General features: G+C 47.1%; 13 protein-coding genes. 8 read left to right on the top strand and 5 right to left on the bottom strand.

The features are described from left to right. Positions 1-21: 21 nt before the first annotated feature. On the bottom strand, positions 22-2,430 hold the full coding sequence (locus E1919_RS06640) for an alpha-ketoacid dehydrogenase subunit alpha/beta (RefSeq protein WP_162052571.1): 2,409 nt from the start codon (positions 2,428-2,430) through the stop codon (positions 22-24). Positions 2,431-2,631: 201 nt separating this feature from the next. Between E1919_RS06640 and E1919_RS06635 the strand changes: the two genes are divergently transcribed. The 3 genes from E1919_RS06635 (at position 2,632) to E1919_RS06625 (ending at position 6,770) form a co-directional block, all read left to right on the top strand. Continuing rightward, positions 2,632-3,396: a DUF1573 domain-containing protein gene (locus tag E1919_RS06635; RefSeq protein WP_237144063.1), complete on the top strand. Its 765-nt coding sequence runs from the start codon at positions 2,632-2,634 to the stop codon at positions 3,394-3,396. 243 nt (positions 3,397-3,639) lie between these two features. After that, complete coding sequence (ald, locus tag E1919_RS06630; RefSeq protein WP_162052570.1) at positions 3,640-4,752, top strand: alanine dehydrogenase; 1,113 nt, start codon at positions 3,640-3,642, stop codon at positions 4,750-4,752. 146 nt (positions 4,753-4,898) lie between these two features. Further along, positions 4,899-6,770 (top strand): LTA synthase family protein, encoded by a 1,872-nt coding sequence (locus E1919_RS06625; RefSeq protein ID WP_162052569.1) that lies wholly within the window; start codon positions 4,899-4,901, stop codon positions 6,768-6,770. Positions 6,771-6,826: 56 nt separating this feature from the next. Here the strand turns inward: E1919_RS06625 and E1919_RS06620 are convergent, their stop codons facing one another. Continuing rightward, complete coding sequence (locus tag E1919_RS06620; protein WP_162052568.1) at positions 6,827-7,276, bottom strand: type I restriction enzyme HsdR N-terminal domain-containing protein; 450 nt, start codon at positions 7,274-7,276, stop codon at positions 6,827-6,829. Positions 7,277-7,367: 91 nt separating this feature from the next. On the opposite strand from E1919_RS06620, the gene E1919_RS06615 reads away from it, so the two are divergent. The 4 genes from E1919_RS06615 to tnpC all read left to right on the top strand — a co-directional run bounded on the left by E1919_RS06615 (position 7,368) and on the right by tnpC (position 12,094). Further along, a complete protein-coding gene (locus tag E1919_RS06615; RefSeq protein ID WP_162052567.1) occupies positions 7,368-8,141 on the top strand; it encodes an AMP nucleosidase in 774 nt (257 codons plus the stop codon). A gap of 9 nt (positions 8,142-8,150) precedes the next feature. Then, positions 8,151-9,812, top strand: a complete 1,662-nt coding sequence (locus E1919_RS06610; RefSeq protein WP_162052566.1) for an amidohydrolase — start codon at positions 8,151-8,153, stop codon at positions 9,810-9,812. 499 nt (positions 9,813-10,311) lie between these two features. Next, entirely contained in the window at positions 10,312-10,656 is a 345-nt protein-coding gene (gene tnpB, locus E1919_RS06605) for an IS66 family insertion sequence element accessory protein TnpB (protein ID WP_162052565.1), read from the top strand. 46 nt (positions 10,657-10,702) lie between these two features. Beyond that, positions 10,703-12,094 carry an IS66 family transposase gene (gene tnpC / locus E1919_RS06600; protein ID WP_162052564.1) on the top strand — a complete coding sequence of 464 codons (1,392 nt, stop codon included), beginning with the start codon at positions 10,703-10,705 and terminating at the stop codon, positions 12,092-12,094. Between the two features lie 180 nt (positions 12,095-12,274). Here the strand turns inward: tnpC and E1919_RS06595 are convergent, their stop codons facing one another. The 3 genes from E1919_RS06595 to E1919_RS06585 form a co-directional block, all read right to left on the bottom strand. Beyond that, positions 12,275-13,603: an MFS transporter gene (locus E1919_RS06595; RefSeq protein ID WP_162052563.1), complete on the bottom strand. Its 1,329-nt coding sequence runs from the start codon at positions 13,601-13,603 to the stop codon at positions 12,275-12,277. 129 nt (positions 13,604-13,732) lie between these two features. Further along, positions 13,733-15,223 (bottom strand): hypothetical protein, encoded by a 1,491-nt coding sequence (locus E1919_RS06590; RefSeq protein ID WP_162052562.1) that lies wholly within the window; start codon positions 15,221-15,223, stop codon positions 13,733-13,735. A 21-nt stretch (positions 15,224-15,244) separates the two neighbouring features. Then, complete coding sequence (locus E1919_RS06585; protein WP_162052561.1) at positions 15,245-16,729, bottom strand: hypothetical protein; 1,485 nt, start codon at positions 16,727-16,729, stop codon at positions 15,245-15,247. Positions 16,730-17,316: 587 nt separating this feature from the next. On the opposite strand from E1919_RS06585, the gene E1919_RS06580 reads away from it, so the two are divergent. Then, complete coding sequence (locus E1919_RS06580; RefSeq protein ID WP_237144062.1) at positions 17,317-19,035, top strand: ABC transporter substrate-binding protein; 1,719 nt, start codon at positions 17,317-17,319, stop codon at positions 19,033-19,035. Positions 19,036-19,085 lie beyond the last annotated feature (50 nt).

Below are 19,085 nucleotides of genomic sequence, written 5' to 3'. Positions count from 1 at the left end.
TATATTTTCTTTAAAAGCTCTTTAATAGATGGCAGGATAGGCTTCCGGGTCAGCTTCATGCATCATATCATACACTGTTTCGAATACATCCTCCACGTTTGGCTTTGAAAAGTAATCACCATCAGAAGAGTATGGAGGACGGTGCGCGTGTGCTGACAGGCACTGAGGCTTGGAATCCAGCCAACGGTATGCGCCCTGCTCATCCACTACCTGCTGCATCATATAGCCAGTGGCACCACCAGGCACGTCCTCATCTGTAAACAGCACCCGGTTTGTTTTCCGGATAGAATCTGTAATCATATGGTCGATATCGAACGGTAACAGCGTCTGCACGTCTATTACCTCAGCCGAAATACCGTATTCTTCCAGTTGTTTGGCTGCCTCCACCACAACGCGGCACATAGAGCCATAAGTCACAATGGTCATATCGGTACCCGCCTTCAGAATCTCAGGCTTGCCAAGCGGCACGGTAAACTCCGCGATGTTGTTCGGTATACGCTCTTTCAGGCGATAGCCGTTCAAACACTCGATCACTAAAGCGGGCTCATCTGACTTTAACAGCGTGTTATAGAACCCTGCTGCCTGTGTCATACTACGTGGCACGAGCACGTGCATTCCGCGAAGGCTGTTAAGCACCATGCCGATTGGTGAACCGGAATGCCAGATGCCCTCCAGGCGGTGGCCCCGCGTACGCACGATAAGCGGTGCCTTTTGTCCACCTTTGGTGCGGTACTGTAAAGTTGACAGGTCATCAGACAGTATCTGGATGGCGTATAGCAAATAGTCGAGGTACTGTATTTCGGCAATAGGGCGCAGGCCACGAAGTGCGGCACCTATCCCCTGCCCAACGATGGTACACTCCCGGATGCCGGTATCTGTTACGCGCAATTCGCCATACTTCTCCTGCAGGCCGGCAAAGGCCTGGTTTACATCACCGATATACCCTACGTCTTCACCAATAGCGAACACGCGTGGGTCACGGGCCAGCATAGCATCAAAGCACGCCTGCAGTACCTCCCGGCCATCCACTGAAGTAGAGTTCTCATCAAACTCCGGTTTTACCTCCTCTACCAACAGCGCTGATTCCTCTGACTGGCTAAAAAGGTAGGAGTTATAGCGCTCTGCGTTTTCGCCCATGGCTTGCTCTAACCAGCCGATTAACTCGCGTTTTGGCTGGCTGCGCTCTTCACGCACAAAGCGCAGCGCTTTACGCACAGCCTTCACAGCGTCGCTTCTAATAGGAGGAGCTATTTTACGAAGCTCTTTAGCAATAGAGGCAATTTGAGTTGCATGGTCGCTGACAGCTGCCAGGTTATCCAGCAGTTTCAGTGCTTCGTCATGGTCATCTTTTATAGCGCCGGCAAAGTCACTCCATGCCTTGCCACGGGCAGCACGCACAGCATCTTTTGCCTCTGCTTCAATTTTATCTACTTGCTCTGCAGTGGCAATGCCATTCTCCAGCATCCACTCGCGCATTTTTTTCAGGCAATCATACTCCTCTTCCCACTTCAGGCGCTCCACAGGCTTGTAACGCTCATGCGAACCGGAAGTAGAGTGGCCTTGCGGCTGCGTCATCTCCTCTACATGCACCAGTACCGGCACGTGCTGCTCACGGCAAACACGTACAGCAGCCTCATACGTTTCGCAGAGCGCCATGTAATCCCAGCCTTTAACTTTGAAGATTTCGTACCCTTGCTCCTCCTCGCTGTTGCGCTGGAAGCCGGCCAGAATCTCGGAAATACTGCCTTTGGTGGTCTGGTACTCGGCTGGCACCGAAATGCCGTAGCCATCGTCCCAGACAGAAACCAGCATCGGAACCTGCAGTACACCCGCCGCATTGATAGCCTCAAAGAAAGGTCCCTCGGAGGTAGATGCGTTACCGATGGTGCCGAAAGCTACTTCATTTCCGTTAGCGGAGAACTGTTCCAGGTGCTTCAGATGCGGATTTTGGCGATATAATTTCGAGGCATAGGCTAACCCGACGAGGCGCGGCATCTGCCCTGCGGTAGGGGATATATCTGCGCTGGAGTTTTTTATCTCCATCAGGTTCTTCCAGTTTCCCTCATCATCCAGAGACCGTGTGCCGAAGTGGCCATTCATGGCACGGCCTGCTGTGGAGGGATCTGCCTCTACATCTGTGTGGGCATATAGTTGCGCAAAATACTGCTGCAGCGTCAACTCGCCTATCGCGAACATCAGGGTCTGGTCGCGGTAATAGCCGGAGCGGAAATCGCCGGGCATGAAAAATTTCGCCATCGCCAGCTGTGCCACTTCCTTCCCGTCGCCGAAGATGCCGAACTTCGCTTTGCCCATGAACACCTCTTTGCGTCCGGCAAGACTCGCTTGGCGGCTCTCCCACCCAATACGGTAGTCGTTCAGGATCTCTTCAGCTGTTAGTTTTTGAGTGATAGACGCTTCAGCAGTTTGCATGTTTTATCAGTTAGACTACAGTTAGACTAATAGTGTGTTTTACCCTTCAAAAGTACAGAAGAATCCCCTAAATTCAAATTCAGGAACTCTTGGCACGGGTAGCCACTTTGGGTAACTTCCTATTTTAAAAAAGAATTTTGTATATTTGTTTTGCCCTGAACATTACAAAACTTTATTTGCTTAAAATTTGCTCTTCAGCTTATGACCAGAAAGCTTTACTTCTTAACTCTGCTCTGTTTTGTGTTTGCTGCCTGTGCAGCAAAGGCACAAGGCAAACTAAGCTTTGAGAAAGAAACCCACGATTTCGGTACTATTGCAGAGGGCACACAAGCTACTTACGAGTTTAGAGTAAAAAATGTGGGGGATCAGCCGGTAATAATCTCCGCTGTTCAGCCCGCCTGCGGTTGCACCACACCTACCTGGACAAAAGAACCTTTACTACCAGGAAAAGTTGGCGTGATTAATGCAGTATACAATAGTACAGGCCGACCGGGTCCGTTTCATAAAGCCATTACAGTTACCTCTACGGCTGAAGAGCCGACTCAGGTATTGTACATAAAAGGTGACGTTGGGCCGAAAGATTTAATATCTGTACCTACACAGGAACAAAAAATAATGTCTCCGCGTTTGGCAGTTGGCAGCACAAACTATAACTTCGGTAAACTTGAAAAAGGACAAAAAGCAATTGCTAAGTTCCAAATCAAAAACACCGGCCGCCAGCCGCTGGTTATACAGGGAATCAAGACTGACTGCAACTGTGTGCAGTACCGTGTTTCAGAGTCTTCTTTAAAACCAGGACAAACAGCACTTTTGGAACTAAGATACAGTGCCAATGTGTTAGAAGAGCAAAACGAGGTAGTAACAGTTCTTTCAAATGATATAATAGTGCCCACGCTCAGGCTAACGCTTAAGGCGAACGTAACAGAGCGGCAGGCACCTCAGGATATGTTAAGGGAAGGCAAATAAGCCCGCACCTTAGAGATAGTTTTTTTCATAGTTTTATTTTGTACTAATGGCAGTGATTTTATCACTGCCTTTTTTCATTTTAAAGCCTTTCGTTTTTCCCTCTCTCCTATTTTGTTTTATACTAATTTCAGGCATTTTTTCTCCTGTTATACCCTTCTAAAATGTAGTAGACTGCGGGTATTTTATTTCAGGATACTTATGGTATCTTTGCGCAGCATTTCAAAACCACATAAATAGAAACACATGATTATTGGTGTTCCAAAGGAAATCAAGAATAACGAAAACCGCGTGGGGGTTACACCTGCCGGCGTGATTGAACTGGTGCGCAATGGCCACACTGTCTATGTACAAACTATTGCCGGCGTCGGCAGTGGGTTTACTGATGATGATTACGTTCGGGCCGGAGCTTCTATCCTTCCTAGCATCGAAGAGGTATATGGCATAGCCGAAATGATCATTAAGGTAAAGGAGCCGATTGAATTGGAGTACCCGCTTATAAAGGAAGACCAATTGCTGTTTACTTATTTTCACTTTGCTTCCTACGAGCCTCTTACGCATGCCATGATAGCGCGCAAAGCGGTGTGCCTTGCTTACGAAACAGTAGAAAAAGCTGACAGAACGCTTCCGTTGCTGATTCCGATGTCTGAGGTGGCAGGCCGTATGTCCATTCAGGAAGGTGCTAAATACCTGGAGAAGCCAATGCAGGGCCGTGGCATTCTGTTAGGTGGCGTACCGGGTGTGCGTCCAGCCAAAGTAATGATCCTAGGCGGTGGTGTGGTAGGCACGAATGCTGCTAAGATGGCGGCGGGTATGGGTGCTGATGTTACTATAATGGATAACAACCTGCAGCGCCTGCGTTACCTCGATGACATCATGCCTGCGAACGTGAACACCTTCATGTCCAATGAGTATAACATCCGTGAGCTGCTGTCAACACACGACCTGATTATAGGCGCGGTACTGATACCAGGCGCGAAGGCTCCTCACCTGATTACACGTGAAATGCTGAAACAGATGCGCCCGGGAACAGTGGTAGTGGATGTTGCGGTTGACCAGGGTGGTTGTATTGAAACCTGTAAGCCTACTACTCACGAGAACCCAACCTATGTTATTGATGATGTGGTACATTACTGCGTGGCGAATATGCCGGGTGCAGTGCCTTATACTTCTACACTAGCACTTACCAACGCCACACTGCCATACGCGATCCAACTGGCCAACAAAGGCTGGAAGAAAGCATGCACCGACAACGCAGAGCTGCTGAAAGGCCTGAACGTGGTACAAGGCAAGGTTGTTTACGAAGGTGTTGCACAAGCCTTCGGCCTGAAGTTTGTACCGGCTGAGAACGTGCTATAACAAAGATATTCCTATAAAACGAGCGCCTTTTTGACATTGTCAGGAAGGCGCTCTTATTTTTGCATAGAATTTGTAAAGCAAGAGCCAGGGCAGCCATTATAAAAGCACCTTGTGCTCTATAGAGCACCTTTACAGATAAAAGCTTCATGTTCGATACCTCTTTTAAACTACTGCTTCGCCGCCTCAGCCTGATACTGGGGCTTTACATGCTGTTGCGCGTAGTTTTCTTCTGCTTTCATTACAGCACATTTGCGGAAGCTGATGCAACAGGAACGCTCCTGGCTTTCCTGCATGGCCTGCGCTTTGATGTAGCAGCCATCATCATTACGAACAGCCTGTTTATTGTGCTCTCACTGTTGCCAGCCGGCAACACGATGCACCCACAGTACCAGCGCCTGCTCAAGTGGGTGTTTGTGCTTTCTAACGCGCCTTTTATCGCCCTGGCTTTGGTGGATGTGGAGTTCTTCAGTTTTATTGGAAGGCGCTCCAGCAACGAGCTTTTTACCATCACAAATGACATTACAAATCAGCTCGGGCAATTGCTAAGTAACTACTGGTATCTCGGACTTGCTTTCCTGTTGCTGGTGCTGTGCCTCGTAAAGCTGTACCCTGAAAAACCTGCTGCACCTGCTGTTACGGCTCATGCCTGGAAGCGCAGCCTGCGCTTGTTATTGGTAGCGGCCTTCGCCGTGTTAGGCATCCGGGGTGGCTGGCAATTGAAACCGCTGCGCCCGAGCCACGCCTTTGTGCTGGAGCCTACCTCCCTCGGCCACCTCACACTGAATACTCCCTTTACTTTTATTAAGAGTGTAGGAAAGGCACAGCTAGAAGAGAAGCGTTACTACAATACTGAGGAGGAATTGCTGGCAGCACTGCCTTTCAATCCTGACCAGTATAAGCAGCCGGATGTAAAGCAGAAGCGGGAAAACATAGTCATTGTTATTTTAGAGGGCTTTGCTGCTGAGTATACTGGTGCCTTAAACAATGGCCAAGGCTATACCCCCTTTCTTGACTCGCTGGCCACACAGGGTGTACTGTTTCAGAATGCTTTTGCAAATGGCCGGAAGTCGATAGAGGCATTGCCTTCTATTCTGGCGAGTATTCCCTCTCTGATGCAGGAGCCGTTCATCACCTCGCCCTATCAGGCAAATGAAATTTATGGTTTAGGTCATGTCCTGCAGCAGGAAGGCTATCGCACTGCCATGTTTCATGGGGCGGCCAACGGCACGATGGGCTTCAACGATTTCGCACGGACAGCAGGCATACAGGAATACTACGGCTTAGACGAATACCCGACAGCCCTTCGTGCCAGCGACTTCGATGGGCAGTGGGGCATATTTGATGAACCTTACCTCCACTATGTATCCAAAGAACTCACTACTTTTCAGGAGCCTTTTATGGCTACCCTTTTCACCTTGAGCTCGCACCAGCCTTACACGATACCAGACAAGTATAAAGGTCGTTTCCCAAAGGGAGAGCTGGATATCCATGAGTCTATTGGGTACGCTGATTTTGCGTTGCGGGCATTTTTTGCAGCCGCCTCCAGGGAACCTTGGTATGAGAACACCCTGTTTATACTCACCGCTGATCATACGCAGGAGAGTATCTCTCCGGCTTACCAAAACGAGTTAGGCCATTACCGTGTGCCCTTGCTCCTGTTTCATCCTGACAAGAATTTGGACAGTGTAAACGAAAAGCAGGTCGTCCAGCATACAGATATTATGCCGACGGTAACAGACTATCTGAACATTTCAGTAGATAAGGCACTGCCATTCGGGCGATCTGTCTTTGATGACAACAGCTCCGGCCGCGCCTTGTTATATAGTGGGAACGCCTGGTTTATGGTGCAACAGGATGAGGTGACCGAACTGACACAGGATGACCAAGTGCGGTTTTACACACTTGCGGACATGGCTCCTGCCCCCCCTGCCCCCACAGCCGAACAGCAGTTAAAGGCGTATGTGCAGTATTTCACAAACGGGATAATTGCAAACAAGCTGTACTTTTACAATGACTAAATTTTGCATAATTGAATGACCTTAACATTTTGCTTAATAAATTATATAAAATTCAGTTATTCAAAATTAAAAGCAGGTATCTCCTGCAGGGGCTGAAACTGCCTTGTTCCGAAATCGACCTGCCAGCAGAAATGCTCCAGTCCATTGGTAATTGCCACATACGGCGCCTGCAGCGTTTGATTGTAAACTGAAACCTGCTTCACAACTTCCTGCGTGATGGGTACATGCGTTGCTTTGCACTCTACCAGCAGGTGAGGCTTCCCCTGCTGGTTATACACACATAGGTCTGAGCGCTTCTGCAGCTTGTTAAAGTTGGCACTCCGCTCAATGCTAATCAGACTTTTAGGGTAAGAAAGCGTATTAATAAGGTAATGCACAAAATGCTGCCGCACCCACTCTTCCGGAGTAAGCACGACGTATTTTCTTCGTATTGTATCAAAGATCAGGTAATTTGCGCCGGATTTAGTAATTTTGTGCTCAAATGATGGCAAATTCAAAGCATCCATGCCTGCAATTTAGCCATTTATAATGCTCCGCCCCAGTAGTCACGGCTGCCAAGGCGGATTTTTTATATCATGATAGCTGTAAATGAAGATTATGAAGACCAAAGAAGAAATAGTAAAGGACTGGTTACCCCGCTACACAGGTGTGCCTTTAGAAGAGTTTGGCGAGTATGTCCTGCTGACTAATTTCATAAACTATGTCCGCATGTTTGCAGACCGCTTCGGTGTAGAGTTGAAGGGCCTGGACAAACCCATGCAATCGGCCACGGCCAACAACATTACCATCATCAACTTTGGTATGGGTAGCGCCATGGCAGCCACAGTAATGGACCTGCTGTCTGCCATTAAACCAAAAGCGGCCCTTTTTTTAGGGAAATGTGGCGGCCTGAAAAAGAAGACACAGATCGGCGACCTTATCCTGCCTATCGCGGCTATCCGGGGCGAGGGTACGTCAGATGATTACCTGCCGTCCGAGATTCCTGCCCTGCCGTCGTTCCGCCTGCAGCGCTCAGTATCCTCCATGATAAAAAAGCATGAGCTTGATTACTGGACCGGCACGGTGTACACCACTAACCGCCGCGTGTGGGAGCACGATGAAGAATTTAAGGAATACCTGCGCCAGATTCGTGCCATAGGCATTGACATGGAAACAGCCACCATCTTCACAGTTGGTTTTGTAAACGAGATACCGCACGGCGCCCTGCTGCTGGTGTCTGACAACCCGATGATTCCGGAGGGGGTGAAGACATCTGAAAGCGACCAGCACGTAACGGTAAACTATGCAGAAAAGCACCTAAGCATAGGCATCGACTCCCTGCTGGAGCTAATCAACACAGGTGATTCTGTAAAACACATGCGCTTCGAATAAAACAAAAGGATGACCAATACCCTACGCACCCTTGCCGCTGCCCTTTTGCTGGGTGGCACTCTATTGAGCAGTTGCACCAGCACAAAACAAAACATGGAGCAAGCTGACCTGATTGTATACAACGGCACGGTCTACACCGTGAATGATAATTTTGAGAAGGCGGAAGCCTTTGCAGTGAAAGACGGCAAAATCATAGCCGTAGGCACCACTGCTGCTATACGGGAGGCCTACACCGCCACAGAAGAGCTGGATGCAGAAGGCAAAACCATCTATCCAGGCCTGATTGATGCCCACTCCCACTTCTACCGCTATGGCCTGGGGCTGCAGTCTGCAGAGTTGGTGGGCACAGCATCTTTTGAAGAAGTGGTGCAGCAGTTAGTAGCGCAGCGTGAAAAGTATCCCGACGCAGATTGGATAACAGGCCGCGGCTGGGACCAGAACGACTGGGCTGTAAAGGACTTCCCCACCAAGGATACGCTGGATCAGCTTTTCCCCAATACTCCTGTTGTCATCACACGAGTGGACGGACATGCTGCTTTGGCCAATCAGAAAGCCTTGGACCTGGCAGGCGTAACGCCGCAAACCAAAATGGTGGGTGGCCTGGTAGAAGTGAAAGACGGCCGCATGACGGGAATCCTGATAGACAACGCTGTGGACATGGTGACCGACAAAATTCCGGAGGCGGACGAGGCCGAAAAACGACAGGCACTGAAGAGCGCAGAAGCGAATGTTTTTGCCGTCGGGCTTACTTCCGTGGATGATGCCGGTCTGGACAAGTCGACGGTAGACCTGATCGACGCCATGCAGCAGCAGGGGGAACTGCAGATTCGGGTGTATGCTATGCTGAATCCGAGTCAAGAAAACCAGGACTACTATTTTAAAAACGGCCCTTACAAAACCGATAGGCTAAACGTGCGCTCATTTAAGATTTATGCTGACGGTGCGCTTGGCTCAAGGGGTGCGAACCTCCTAAAGCCTTACGCAGACCGGGACAATCACTATGGTTTCCTGCTGGCTTCTGAGCAGGAGTTCAGGGACATTGCCAAACTTTTAAACGAGCATGGCTTCCAGATGAACTCCCATGCCATCGGCGACTCCGCTAACCGCCTGCTCCTCGACATTTACGGCAACGTGCTCGGTGGCCAAAACGACAAGCGCTGGCGCATTGAGCATTCCCAGATTGTAAACCCGGCAGACATGAACAAGTTCGGACAGTACAGCATCATTCCATCCGTGCAGCCAACGCATGCCACCTCAGACATGTATTGGGCAGGTGACAGATTGGGCAATGAGCGCATCAGGCACGCCTATTCTTTCAAAGAACTGATGCAGCAGAACGGCTATATCCCCCTCGGAAGTGATTTCCCGGTGGAGGACATTAATCCTTTCTATACGTTTCATGCCGCTGTGGCTCGTCAGGATGCAAAGAGTTATCCTGAAGGTGGTTTCCAGATGGAGAACGCCCTTAGCCGAGAAGATGCTTTACGCGGAATGACCATATGGGCTGCCAAATCTAATTTTGAAGAAAATGAAAAAGGCAGTATTGAGGCTGGTAAATTCGCTGATTTTATACTCATAGATAAAGACCTGATAACCATTGCCCCTGCCGAGATGCGCGGCGTGCAAGTGCTTAGAACATATGTAAATGGGAAGCAGGTGTATAAGAAGTAGTTTTGGAGAGTAATTTTTCATAAGAAAGGCCGCTGTAGAATTTCCTGCAGCGGCCTTTCTTTTTGATGCCCATAATTATGAGGACTAATTTTGTCTAAGCTACCGTAGTGGTGGTTCATCCAGCGACTCATAAGCGGCCTTTTCCATGGATGCAACTTAGCGCTCCACTCCCGCGAGGGCGCGTTTTCCTGTTCGGCGCTGGGAGTTTTGTTAAAACAACAGAGCTATGGATAAAACAGAGCGGATGCTCTCGCTTGTGGCCGAGTGGCGGCGCAGTGGCATGACACAGAAAGCGTTCTGCCCTCAGGCCTAAAACCGGGCACTCTCAGTTACTGGGTCTCGCGCAGCCGCGAAAGTGAAAAAAGCGGCTTTGCTGAGCTGCTGCCCTATAAAAGCGCTTTGGCAGAAGATGTAGAAGTGATCTTCCCCAACGGTGTCAGAATAAAGGTGCCTTTGGGCAACATGAACACGCTCTCCCGTCTCATCAGGCTCTACTGATATGTTCTCCCTGGGCTCATCGCACCGCTATCACCTTTACCGCGGCCACTGCGACCTGCGCAAGTCCTTCGACGGGCTGTGCGGCATCGTGGCGTCGGAGCTTGGCCGCAGCCCCACGGGCGGTGAGGTGTTCGTGTTCCTCAACCGCAAGCGCACTCATCTCAAACTGCTGCACTGGGAGCACGGGGGCTTTGTGCTCTACTACAAAAGGCTCGAGCAGGGTACCTTTCCGCTGTCCAAATCCACAGGGGGCAGCGTCCTGAGTTGGAGCGACCTTGTCCTGATGGTGGAAGGCATCGAAGTAGTGAAAAGCAATCGGCGGAGAAGGTTTTCCTTACAGCAATAAGCGGGTTTTTCTTGTCGTTTCGGCTGTTCTTGCTTATTTTCAAGGCATGCAAACAGCCCTGGAAAACCTCTCGAAAGAAGAAATGCTGCTGGCTTTGCGCCGTCTGGGAAAAGAGAAGGACGAGCGCATCGCCTATCCGGAGGCGCAGGTCCAGATGTACCGCCGGATGCAGTTCGGCCAGAAGCGCGAGCGCTTCGAGGGCGACCCGAACCAGACAGCGCTTCCCTTCCAGGCCGCCGGGCAAGAGACCAAACAACAACAGCAAGAGGCAAAGCAGAAGGTCGAATACGTGCGCAGGCGCCCTAACCACAAGGGACGTGCAAAGCTGCCGGAGCACTTGCCCGTGGAAGAGGTCGAGATCCACCCCGAGGGAGACCTTTCCCAAATAGTGTGCATCGGCAAGGAAGTCACAGAGGAGCTCGAGTGCAGGCCGGCCCGCTTTTTCATCCGCCGCTACATCCGCTACAAATACGCCCCCAAAGACAAAGCGGGCGTGGAGATAGGTGTGCTTCCTGAAAGGGTGATTGACAAGGGCATCTCCATAGCCTCCTTCACCATCGAGGGCTGGGCAAAGGAGGCGCTCGTAAAGCTCGAGCCGCTCTACGAGCAGCTGGTATTCGACACCAAAGCCAAAGGCTACCTGCAGGTCGACGAGAGCCCGGTAAAGGTGCTCGACTCCGATAAAAAAGGGGCTTGCCACCAGGGCTACTACTGGGTCTACCATTCCCCACTGGACAGGACCGTGCTCTTTGACTACCAAACCACGCGCGCCGCGGCGGGGGTAAAGGCGATGCTCGACAGTTTCCGGGGCTACCTGCAGACAGACGGGTACGCCGTGTACGAAAAGTACGGCAGAAAGAAGGAGATCACGCACCTGGCCTGCTGGGCCCACGCCCGCAGGGAGTTCGAGCGGGCGCTGGACAATGACCGGGCGAGGGCCGAGAAGGCGCTCACCCTCATCCAGCACTTATACGCCACGGAAAGGAAAGCCAGGGAAGGCGGGCTGGAGGCAGCCGCTGTAAAGGAGCTGCGCCTCACAGAGTCGCTGCCTGTCCTCAATGAACTGGGAAGCTGGATCTTTGAAGAGATAAAGGGCACGCTGCCCAAGAGCCAGATAGGCAAGGCCATGGCCTATGCCTACGCCCGCTGGGACGCCTTGAGCGCCTACCTCTACGACGGCAACCTCCACATCGACAACAACGGGGTGGAAAACGCGCTCAGGCCGTTGGCCTTGGGACGGAACAACTATTTATTCGCAGGTAGCCATAAGGCGGCAAAGCGGGCTGACATGGCCTACTCCTTCTTTGCCATCTGCAAAAAGCACGGGGTAAACCCTTACCTCTGGCTCAAGTATAACCTGGAGAACATCATGTCCATCAATCACAAAAATCTACAGGACCTCTACCCGCAGAACTTCAAGAACAAATCATATATGTAGTTCACCGGGCGGATACCCCAGCGCAATGCCCGAAGACGTGGCCTCTCGGCCTTGAGATCTCAGAGAGAAACAATGTAACTGTAGGTGAGATGCCGCTGGATAGGCCGTTGCTACGGCAGCTTAGACAGATTTACATTTCACTATCTATACATTTATAGAATAATCGTAACAGCATAAGCCTTACTTGCTCGCTACCTGTACACCCTTAGCCTGCGGCTCCAGCGACTTTTTGCCACGCACCAGAAACAGGAAAAGCAGCCCCAGGACAAAAAATGTGATAAGCGCAAGGATACTGTTTCGCATGGAGCCGGTATAATAGGCAATCATACCGTACGCCAGTGTGCCCAATACAATAGATACTTTTTCTGTTACATCATAAAAGCTGAAGAAGGCGGCATGGTCTATTGTGGCAGCAGGTATCAGCTTGGAATAAGTAGAGCGCGAGAGCGACTGTATTCCCCCCATAACAGACCCCACCACAGCAGCAAGGGCATAAAACTGAAATTCGCTATAGGTGAAGTAGGCCCCCACACAAATGCCGATCCAAATGATGACAGCAAAGATGAGCGCCTGTATATTGCCGTACTTTGCAGATAGCTTTGAGAAAGTATAGGCACCGGCAACAGCCAATAACTGTATAATCAATATCGTCAGAATCAGCACCTCACTCGGCAACCGCAGCTCCACCTCTCCGAAAATGGCAGCGAGGTACATCACGGTCTGCACGCCCATGTTATAGAAAAAGTAGGCGAGCAGAAAGCGCTTCATTAACGGTAAACCTTTTACCTGGTCCAGCACATGCTTCAGTTCCTTGAAGCCATTCAGTATCCAGTTGCCCTTTGGCTTGCGCTGATACACGTTGCCCGGCAGATGATAAAAAGAGTATTGGGCAAAACCAAACCACCAGATACCTGTGGTCAGGAAGGCAATACGAGGAGGAAGTGAGGTGTTATCAGCAGCAATACCAAACCACTGCGGCATCATAATCATGGCCAGGTTAAAGACCAGCAACAGCACACTGCCTATATATCCCATGGAAAAGCCGCGAGCACTTAACCTGTCATACTGGTCTTCGGTGGCAATCTCTGGAAGGTAGGCGTTATAAAACACGATACTGCCGCTAAACCCTATGGTTGCCAGCACAAAAAGTATAACCGAAAAAGTAAATGTTTCGCGGGTAAAAAAGTACAGACCGGCGCAGGAAGCAGCACCAAGATAGCAGAACAACTGCATAAACAGCTTCTTTTTGCCACTATAGTCTGCTATAGCAGTCAGGAAGGGGCTAAGAGCCGCAATAATTAGAAAGGCAGCTGAAATAGCATAAGTAAACAACACAGAGCTCCCCAATTCAAATCCAAGAAAGTTGACTACGTCTGTCCCATCGGGGTTCCTGGCCACAGCGCTGAAGTAGATTGGAAAAATAGTGGACGTAATGACCAACGAGTAAACGGAGTTGGCCCAGTCGTAAAAGCACCAGGCTCTTGTAACAGTTGGGTTGTTCTTTTCCATTCGGTAAAGTAGTAAAAATTACTATTCATTAAGCTTATCACCGTTTAAGAAAGGAAAGGTTGGACACGTTCAAATATTATTGTATTCATGTACAACACCAAAGGAAAGATTAAGAGGCGCATACCAGCATTACGACACCCGCTTCTCAAGAACCTTTAGCACTAGCTCCCACAGGTGTTCATACGGTATAATTTCCACCTCTGCGAATGCATCTCCCGGAGGTGCCGTCTGACTCAATTTATCGTATAGCTTTTGCCCCTTTTCTTTTGACCTTATGGGATGGAAATTTTCGTTAATCACTAACAGTAACAGCCTTAAGAACACCCTTGGCCGTTCTGATTTCTCGCCCCGCAGATACTTAGATATATACTTCCTCATTCTTTCTGCATGCGACTCATAATCATCAATACTCTGATTCAAAAAGCTATTTATAGTCTCCAGAACGAGTAGCGACAGGTTAAACCCAACCTTGTCCTTAGGCAGCATTACAAGCTCTGTCAGCACTCCCTGAGGCAAGTTCACTATATTGATAGAAGGTATGATGGTATGCGTCAACAGCAAATATCGTCTGAATAACTCCCACCTCTCCTTTGCGGCATTCTGAATGGTATGTATATGTTGGCTACCTAAACTCTCCTGCATCAATTCACTGGCCAGTTCATAATTTTCCGAATGCAGCGCTAAGAGCAGGTAGTTTTCCATAAATGCAAACCAATTGAGCGTGTAAGGCTCAAATTGATGTATGTATTGTCTTGCAAGGGAAATTCCTAGTTCATACTGCTTTGTTTGAAGCAGAGCGTAAACTCGGATATATTGATTGTACCTGTGGTTAAACCAATTTGAATGTACATGCCCCTCCTTTAGAAGTTGCTCTGCTTTCTCTACAGCATCAGAGATTGCTTCATAGTCACCGCAAAGCTCCAAGTAATGGATACTTAAGCTATGATAGGAGTTGAAGATAAGTGAGGACATTGAATTCTTCCATAGATCTTGTAATTCATTCAGTATTTTTGGAACTTCGCTTATAAACCTATTTCTGCCATTCACACCTGCACTCATTTCAATGTTCGCAAAACGAGACAACTGTAGAGCAGCACGCTCTTTTGCTTCTATATCATAATATTTCTGTAGTTCACTCTGAGTTTTATAGTATAACTTTATATTGTGAATCGCTGAATTAATAATCTGCCTTTGTTCTAAAGCCCTAATCATACAATCATTTAAGTCATTAGTCTTTGCTAATGCGATAGCTTGACTTAATAATTTATCTGCAATGCGATATTCACTTGCTAGGATCAGACACTGTGCCTCTAATATCAATGCACTACAGTTATAGCTTTCGATGCCACTTACTCTGTACTTACTCTCCGGAAAAGCTAAAAAGTGCAAATGATTAAAAAGTTTTTTCCGCACCCTCGACTTTAGCATACGGTAACTAGCGGATGCACTATTAATGCCATACAAAGCCTCCGCTGCAGCTTCATCACTTATGATGTTATCACTTTTAATAAGGTTAAATAGTTTCGTCTCTAGGCTGTCCTCATCTTGCTGGTTGATGAGAGGTGAAGTTTTACTGCTACGCTCAACAACCAGCTTAGCCAGCCTTTTTAGCTCATCCATTATGTAAAGTAGTATTATTGGCTAAGATTTGTTTTCTAAAATTGAAAGGATATGTTTCCAGAGGTGCTCATATGGCACTATTTCAATTTCTGCATAGGCATCACCGGGAGGGGGAGTTTCAATAAGTTTTTGATATAACTTTTGACCTTTCTTCTTACATTCATCCGCCTCGAAATCTTCTGTGACGGTTAAAATCAATAACTTAAGAAAGGTCTTACTCCGTAAGCTAAAAGCGTCTTTTAAGTGAGTTAAAATATATTTTTTCAGACTCTCTATTCGATAAAGGAGCGCCTCAGAGTCTCCTTTTTGAAGAAAATAAATGAACTGTAAAATTAGAATGGCAACATTAAAACCAAGTTTATCTTTACTATACTCTGGAAGAGACAGACTGTATGGATTGATGTAGACGTTATTCGGTATTGTAGAATTTAAGCTAAATAATCTATAGTACATCTGATATAGACTCCACCTTTCTTTAGCTGCATTAGAAATTTTTTGAAAAGAACTGTTAGAAAGCACTTTATTAAGAAGAATGCCAGACAACTCAAGTTGATTAGAATGAAGAGCTAATAAAAAATAGTTTTCCATATAAGGGAACCAATTGATATATCCTTCCTTAAAATCTAAAGCATATTTTTCAGCATATTGTAATCCATTAGCATAGTCTTTGTTCCGAAGATGTGCATAAACCAAGACAAATTTATTATAGTTTGATTTAAATCTTAAAGAGTTGATTACACCTTTTTCAACCCAAGTTTCGGCATTCACAGTCATTTCAACAATTTTTTCAAAGCTGCCTATTAACTCATAATAGGATATGGAGGTTTTATAGTAGGCATCGAAGGAAGCAAAAGTTCGTGCTTCCTGCCAAAGTGCATTTAATGTATCTATCATTTCAGGCAGCCTTGGTAGTAGCCGCTTTCTGGCCGTTACTGATTTTTTTAAATTGACATTTACACTTTGAAATATATTTATTGCTTTAGATTCCAAGTTACGTTTTAGCAACGCTTCTTCTAATAAAGGAAGCGTTTTGTCAAATTGTTTTAAATTTCCTTTTTCTGAATAACAAGCAACTGCCAATTCAAGAGCTGTGACTTGATGATTTGTATATTCATACTCCTGTGCGATAGCCATTACCTTTCCAACCAATTGTAGGACTAAATCAAATTCATAATTTAATCTTAACGTATAAGCCTGCTGAAGCATTAAAAGACATGCTTGTTCTTTTATAAAATCATTATTAGAACCAAACTTATTATAATCTAAAAACAGCAAATTGTTATAAAGCTTTTTCTTAAGTCTATGCTTCAGCATTTTGTAACGCACATCGTTAGGCTTTGACCTGTATAAGTCTTTAGCAGCAGCCTCATCAGTTATGTACTTGCCATTTTTAATGCCTTCATATAAGGCATCTTCTTTGCTCAAGCGCCCATTTGCAATCGGTAAAACTAAATTTAGACTAATACTGTTCGTTACTAATTTGACAATTTTAGACAGCTCTTCCATTAAATATGTTTTTTAAACATCAACCCACGATGGCTTTGGTTATATAATTAAATAACACATGAAAATAGTCATAGTTATTAAAAAAGATACATTTTACTTTAGGTTCACAAGATAAAATCAAACATTTACTATCATTATAAAAGACTTCAAATATATAGTAAAGTTACTTATAATCTTTTTGAAACTTATAGTTAATCCAAAAGATATATTCATCTAAAGTATTATGAATTAAGCATCAAGTATAATCAATAAATAACTCAAAATGTTATAGTTATTTTTTAGACAAAACATTCCTTTATATTAATAAATAACATCTTCAACTTTGTTTTAAATAATCATCTTAAATTTCAAAAAAATGGTAGAACTTATAATATCTGTGTTGATTACTTTAGGTACTGTAGTCCCTGGAACAAACACTAATAAAAAAGTCACTTCAACTTCAACTTCAACGCCTACCACTGTCATTACTAATGGTGGTACTTCAACCTGGACAAATGGTGGCTTAGAATAGGCAGGGCTATATTCGCCCTTCCGTTCTTTTTCCCTAACTTGCCCTTAACAACAATCTTTAGCCAAAGGGTAGTTAAATGAAAAATCTCAGGTTATTATTAGTAAGTCTTTTAGTAGTTCTTTCATGCTGTAGCCAGCCTGCACGTGCGCCTGAGGAGGTGCGGGTACGACTGGCGGTGGACCCGGAAACTTTGAACCCGGTAAGCTATAGTGATGCTGGAGCGCTACAAATAGTTAACCTGCTGTTTCAGAGCCTGCTGAGTGCAGACCTCGCGGATGACAAGATTAAGCCTTTCCTTGCGGCAGAAATGCCACAGGTAGAGCGCCGGGATTCCGTGTCGCTGTTCACGTACCAAATCAGGGAGGAAGCAACCTGGACGGATGGCTCGCCTGTAACAGCAGCAGATGTTGCCTTTACCCTGAAAGTGCTGAAAGCTCCGTTGCTCAACAACGAGTTTTTAAAACCTCAGGTACAATTCATTCGGGATATCAGGATAGACGCCTCCAACCCAAAGCGCTTTACGCTTGTGTGTGCAGGCTACAGTCCTGAAATGGAGTTGCTGACAGGAGATTACTTTATACTCCCGGCATATCTGTTTGACCCGGAAGCACTGCTGAAACCAATTGAGGTGGCAGCACTAAGCGGAGGCCTTTCCGAGCTAGAAAACAACGAGAATCTAAAGGCATTTGCAGCGAAGTTCAACTCTCCGGGGTATGGGCACAGCACCGCCATGCTGCAAGGCAGCGGTGGCTATCTGCTTGAAGAGTGGGCAAACGGGCAATACCTTGCACTGAAGCGCAAGAACGACTGGTGGGGTAATGACATACCCGATGCACAACACCTGACTGCAAATCCGGAGCGAATCAGCTTTCAGATAATTCCTGATAACACCACTGCTTTACTGGCTCTTAAGAACAGGCAGCTTGATGTTTTAGAAAATATTGAGGCAGCTGAGTTCGACAAAATAAGGAACGACGAGGGTTTCGAGGAAGATTATGCCCTCTACTCCCCTGATGCCTATGAGTTTGTCTATGCCGGTCTTAACACACGCTCCCCTAAGTTTTCCGATAAACGTACCCGACAGGCCATTGCCCATCTGCTGGATGTTAGCAGCATTATACAAGTCTCTCAGCGAAATTATGCCACTCCTACTGTTGGTCCTGTCCCCCCCTCTGTACAAGAGTACTACAACAGCAGCCTGGAGCCCCGCGGCTATAACGCAGACAAAGTAACAAGCTTACTCAGCGCCGCTGGATGGCAAAAAGAACAGGGTGAGTGGTATAAAACCTTAAATGGCCAAAAAGAACAGCTGACTATTGAAGTCAACTATAAAGCTGGTAGCAACACATTCGAGACAGCCGCTATAATTTTCCAGCAAAGGGCAGCAGAGGTGGGTATACCGGTACAGGTACAGGGCATGGAGAATAGTTTGCTTAGCAGTAACTTAAAACGGCATGAATATGAGATGTTTTTCCGGTCGTTGTCTGGCAATCCCTTTGTGTTTAACTTCCAGCCCTTGTTCCATACTACCTTCGCTTCTGAAGGTGGCATCAACGTTACTGGGTTCGGAACGCCGGAAAGCGACAGTGTGTTAGATGCCATCAATACAGCCGAATCACCACAGGAAAAAGCGAAGCTACTGAAGCGCCTCCAGGAAATCCTGCATGAGGAGGCGGCTTTCATTTCCATGTATTACCGTAAAGATCGCCTTGCAGTGCATCGCCGGTTCGACAATGTTAAAGTATCCGGACTGAAGCCAAACTATGATGTGAGTGCGTTCACGTTACAAGAATAAGTAGCGTTTGATGTTATATTATTTTCTTAAGCGGTTACTCCTGGCTATAC

Source organism: Pontibacter pamirensis (assembly GCF_010015475.1).
Classification (GTDB): domain Bacteria; phylum Bacteroidota; class Bacteroidia; order Cytophagales; family Hymenobacteraceae; genus Pontibacter; species Pontibacter pamirensis.
Note: the sequence above shows the minus strand (reverse complement) of the source record. Positions and strands in the feature narration are given on the sequence as shown.

Bases quoted from the DNA above. Each gene is read 5' to 3' on its own strand.
- E1919_RS06640 (WP_162052571.1), bottom strand. From the start codon at position 2,430: ATGCAAACTGCTGAAGCGTCTATCACTCAAAAACTAACAGCTGAAGAG.
- E1919_RS06635 (WP_237144063.1), top strand. From the start codon at position 2,632: ATGACCAGAAAGCTTTACTTCTTAACTCTGCTCTGTTTTGTGTTTGCT.
- ald (WP_162052570.1), top strand. From the start codon at position 3,640: ATGATTATTGGTGTTCCAAAGGAAATCAAGAATAACGAAAACCGCGTG.
- E1919_RS06625 (WP_162052569.1), top strand. From the start codon at position 4,899: ATGTTCGATACCTCTTTTAAACTACTGCTTCGCCGCCTCAGCCTGATA.
- E1919_RS06620 (WP_162052568.1), bottom strand. From the start codon at position 7,276: ATGGATGCTTTGAATTTGCCATCATTTGAGCACAAAATTACTAAATCC.
- E1919_RS06615 (WP_162052567.1), top strand. From the start codon at position 7,368: ATGAAGACCAAAGAAGAAATAGTAAAGGACTGGTTACCCCGCTACACA.
- E1919_RS06610 (WP_162052566.1), top strand. From the start codon at position 8,151: ATGACCAATACCCTACGCACCCTTGCCGCTGCCCTTTTGCTGGGTGGC.
- tnpB (WP_162052565.1), top strand. From the start codon at position 10,312: ATGTTCTCCCTGGGCTCATCGCACCGCTATCACCTTTACCGCGGCCAC.
- tnpC (WP_162052564.1), top strand. From the start codon at position 10,703: ATGCAAACAGCCCTGGAAAACCTCTCGAAAGAAGAAATGCTGCTGGCT.
- E1919_RS06595 (WP_162052563.1), bottom strand. From the start codon at position 13,603: ATGGAAAAGAACAACCCAACTGTTACAAGAGCCTGGTGCTTTTACGAC.
- E1919_RS06590 (WP_162052562.1), bottom strand. From the start codon at position 15,223: ATGGATGAGCTAAAAAGGCTGGCTAAGCTGGTTGTTGAGCGTAGCAGT.
- E1919_RS06585 (WP_162052561.1), bottom strand. From the start codon at position 16,729: ATGGAAGAGCTGTCTAAAATTGTCAAATTAGTAACGAACAGTATTAGT.
- E1919_RS06580 (WP_237144062.1), top strand. From the start codon at position 17,317: ATGAAAAATCTCAGGTTATTATTAGTAAGTCTTTTAGTAGTTCTTTCA.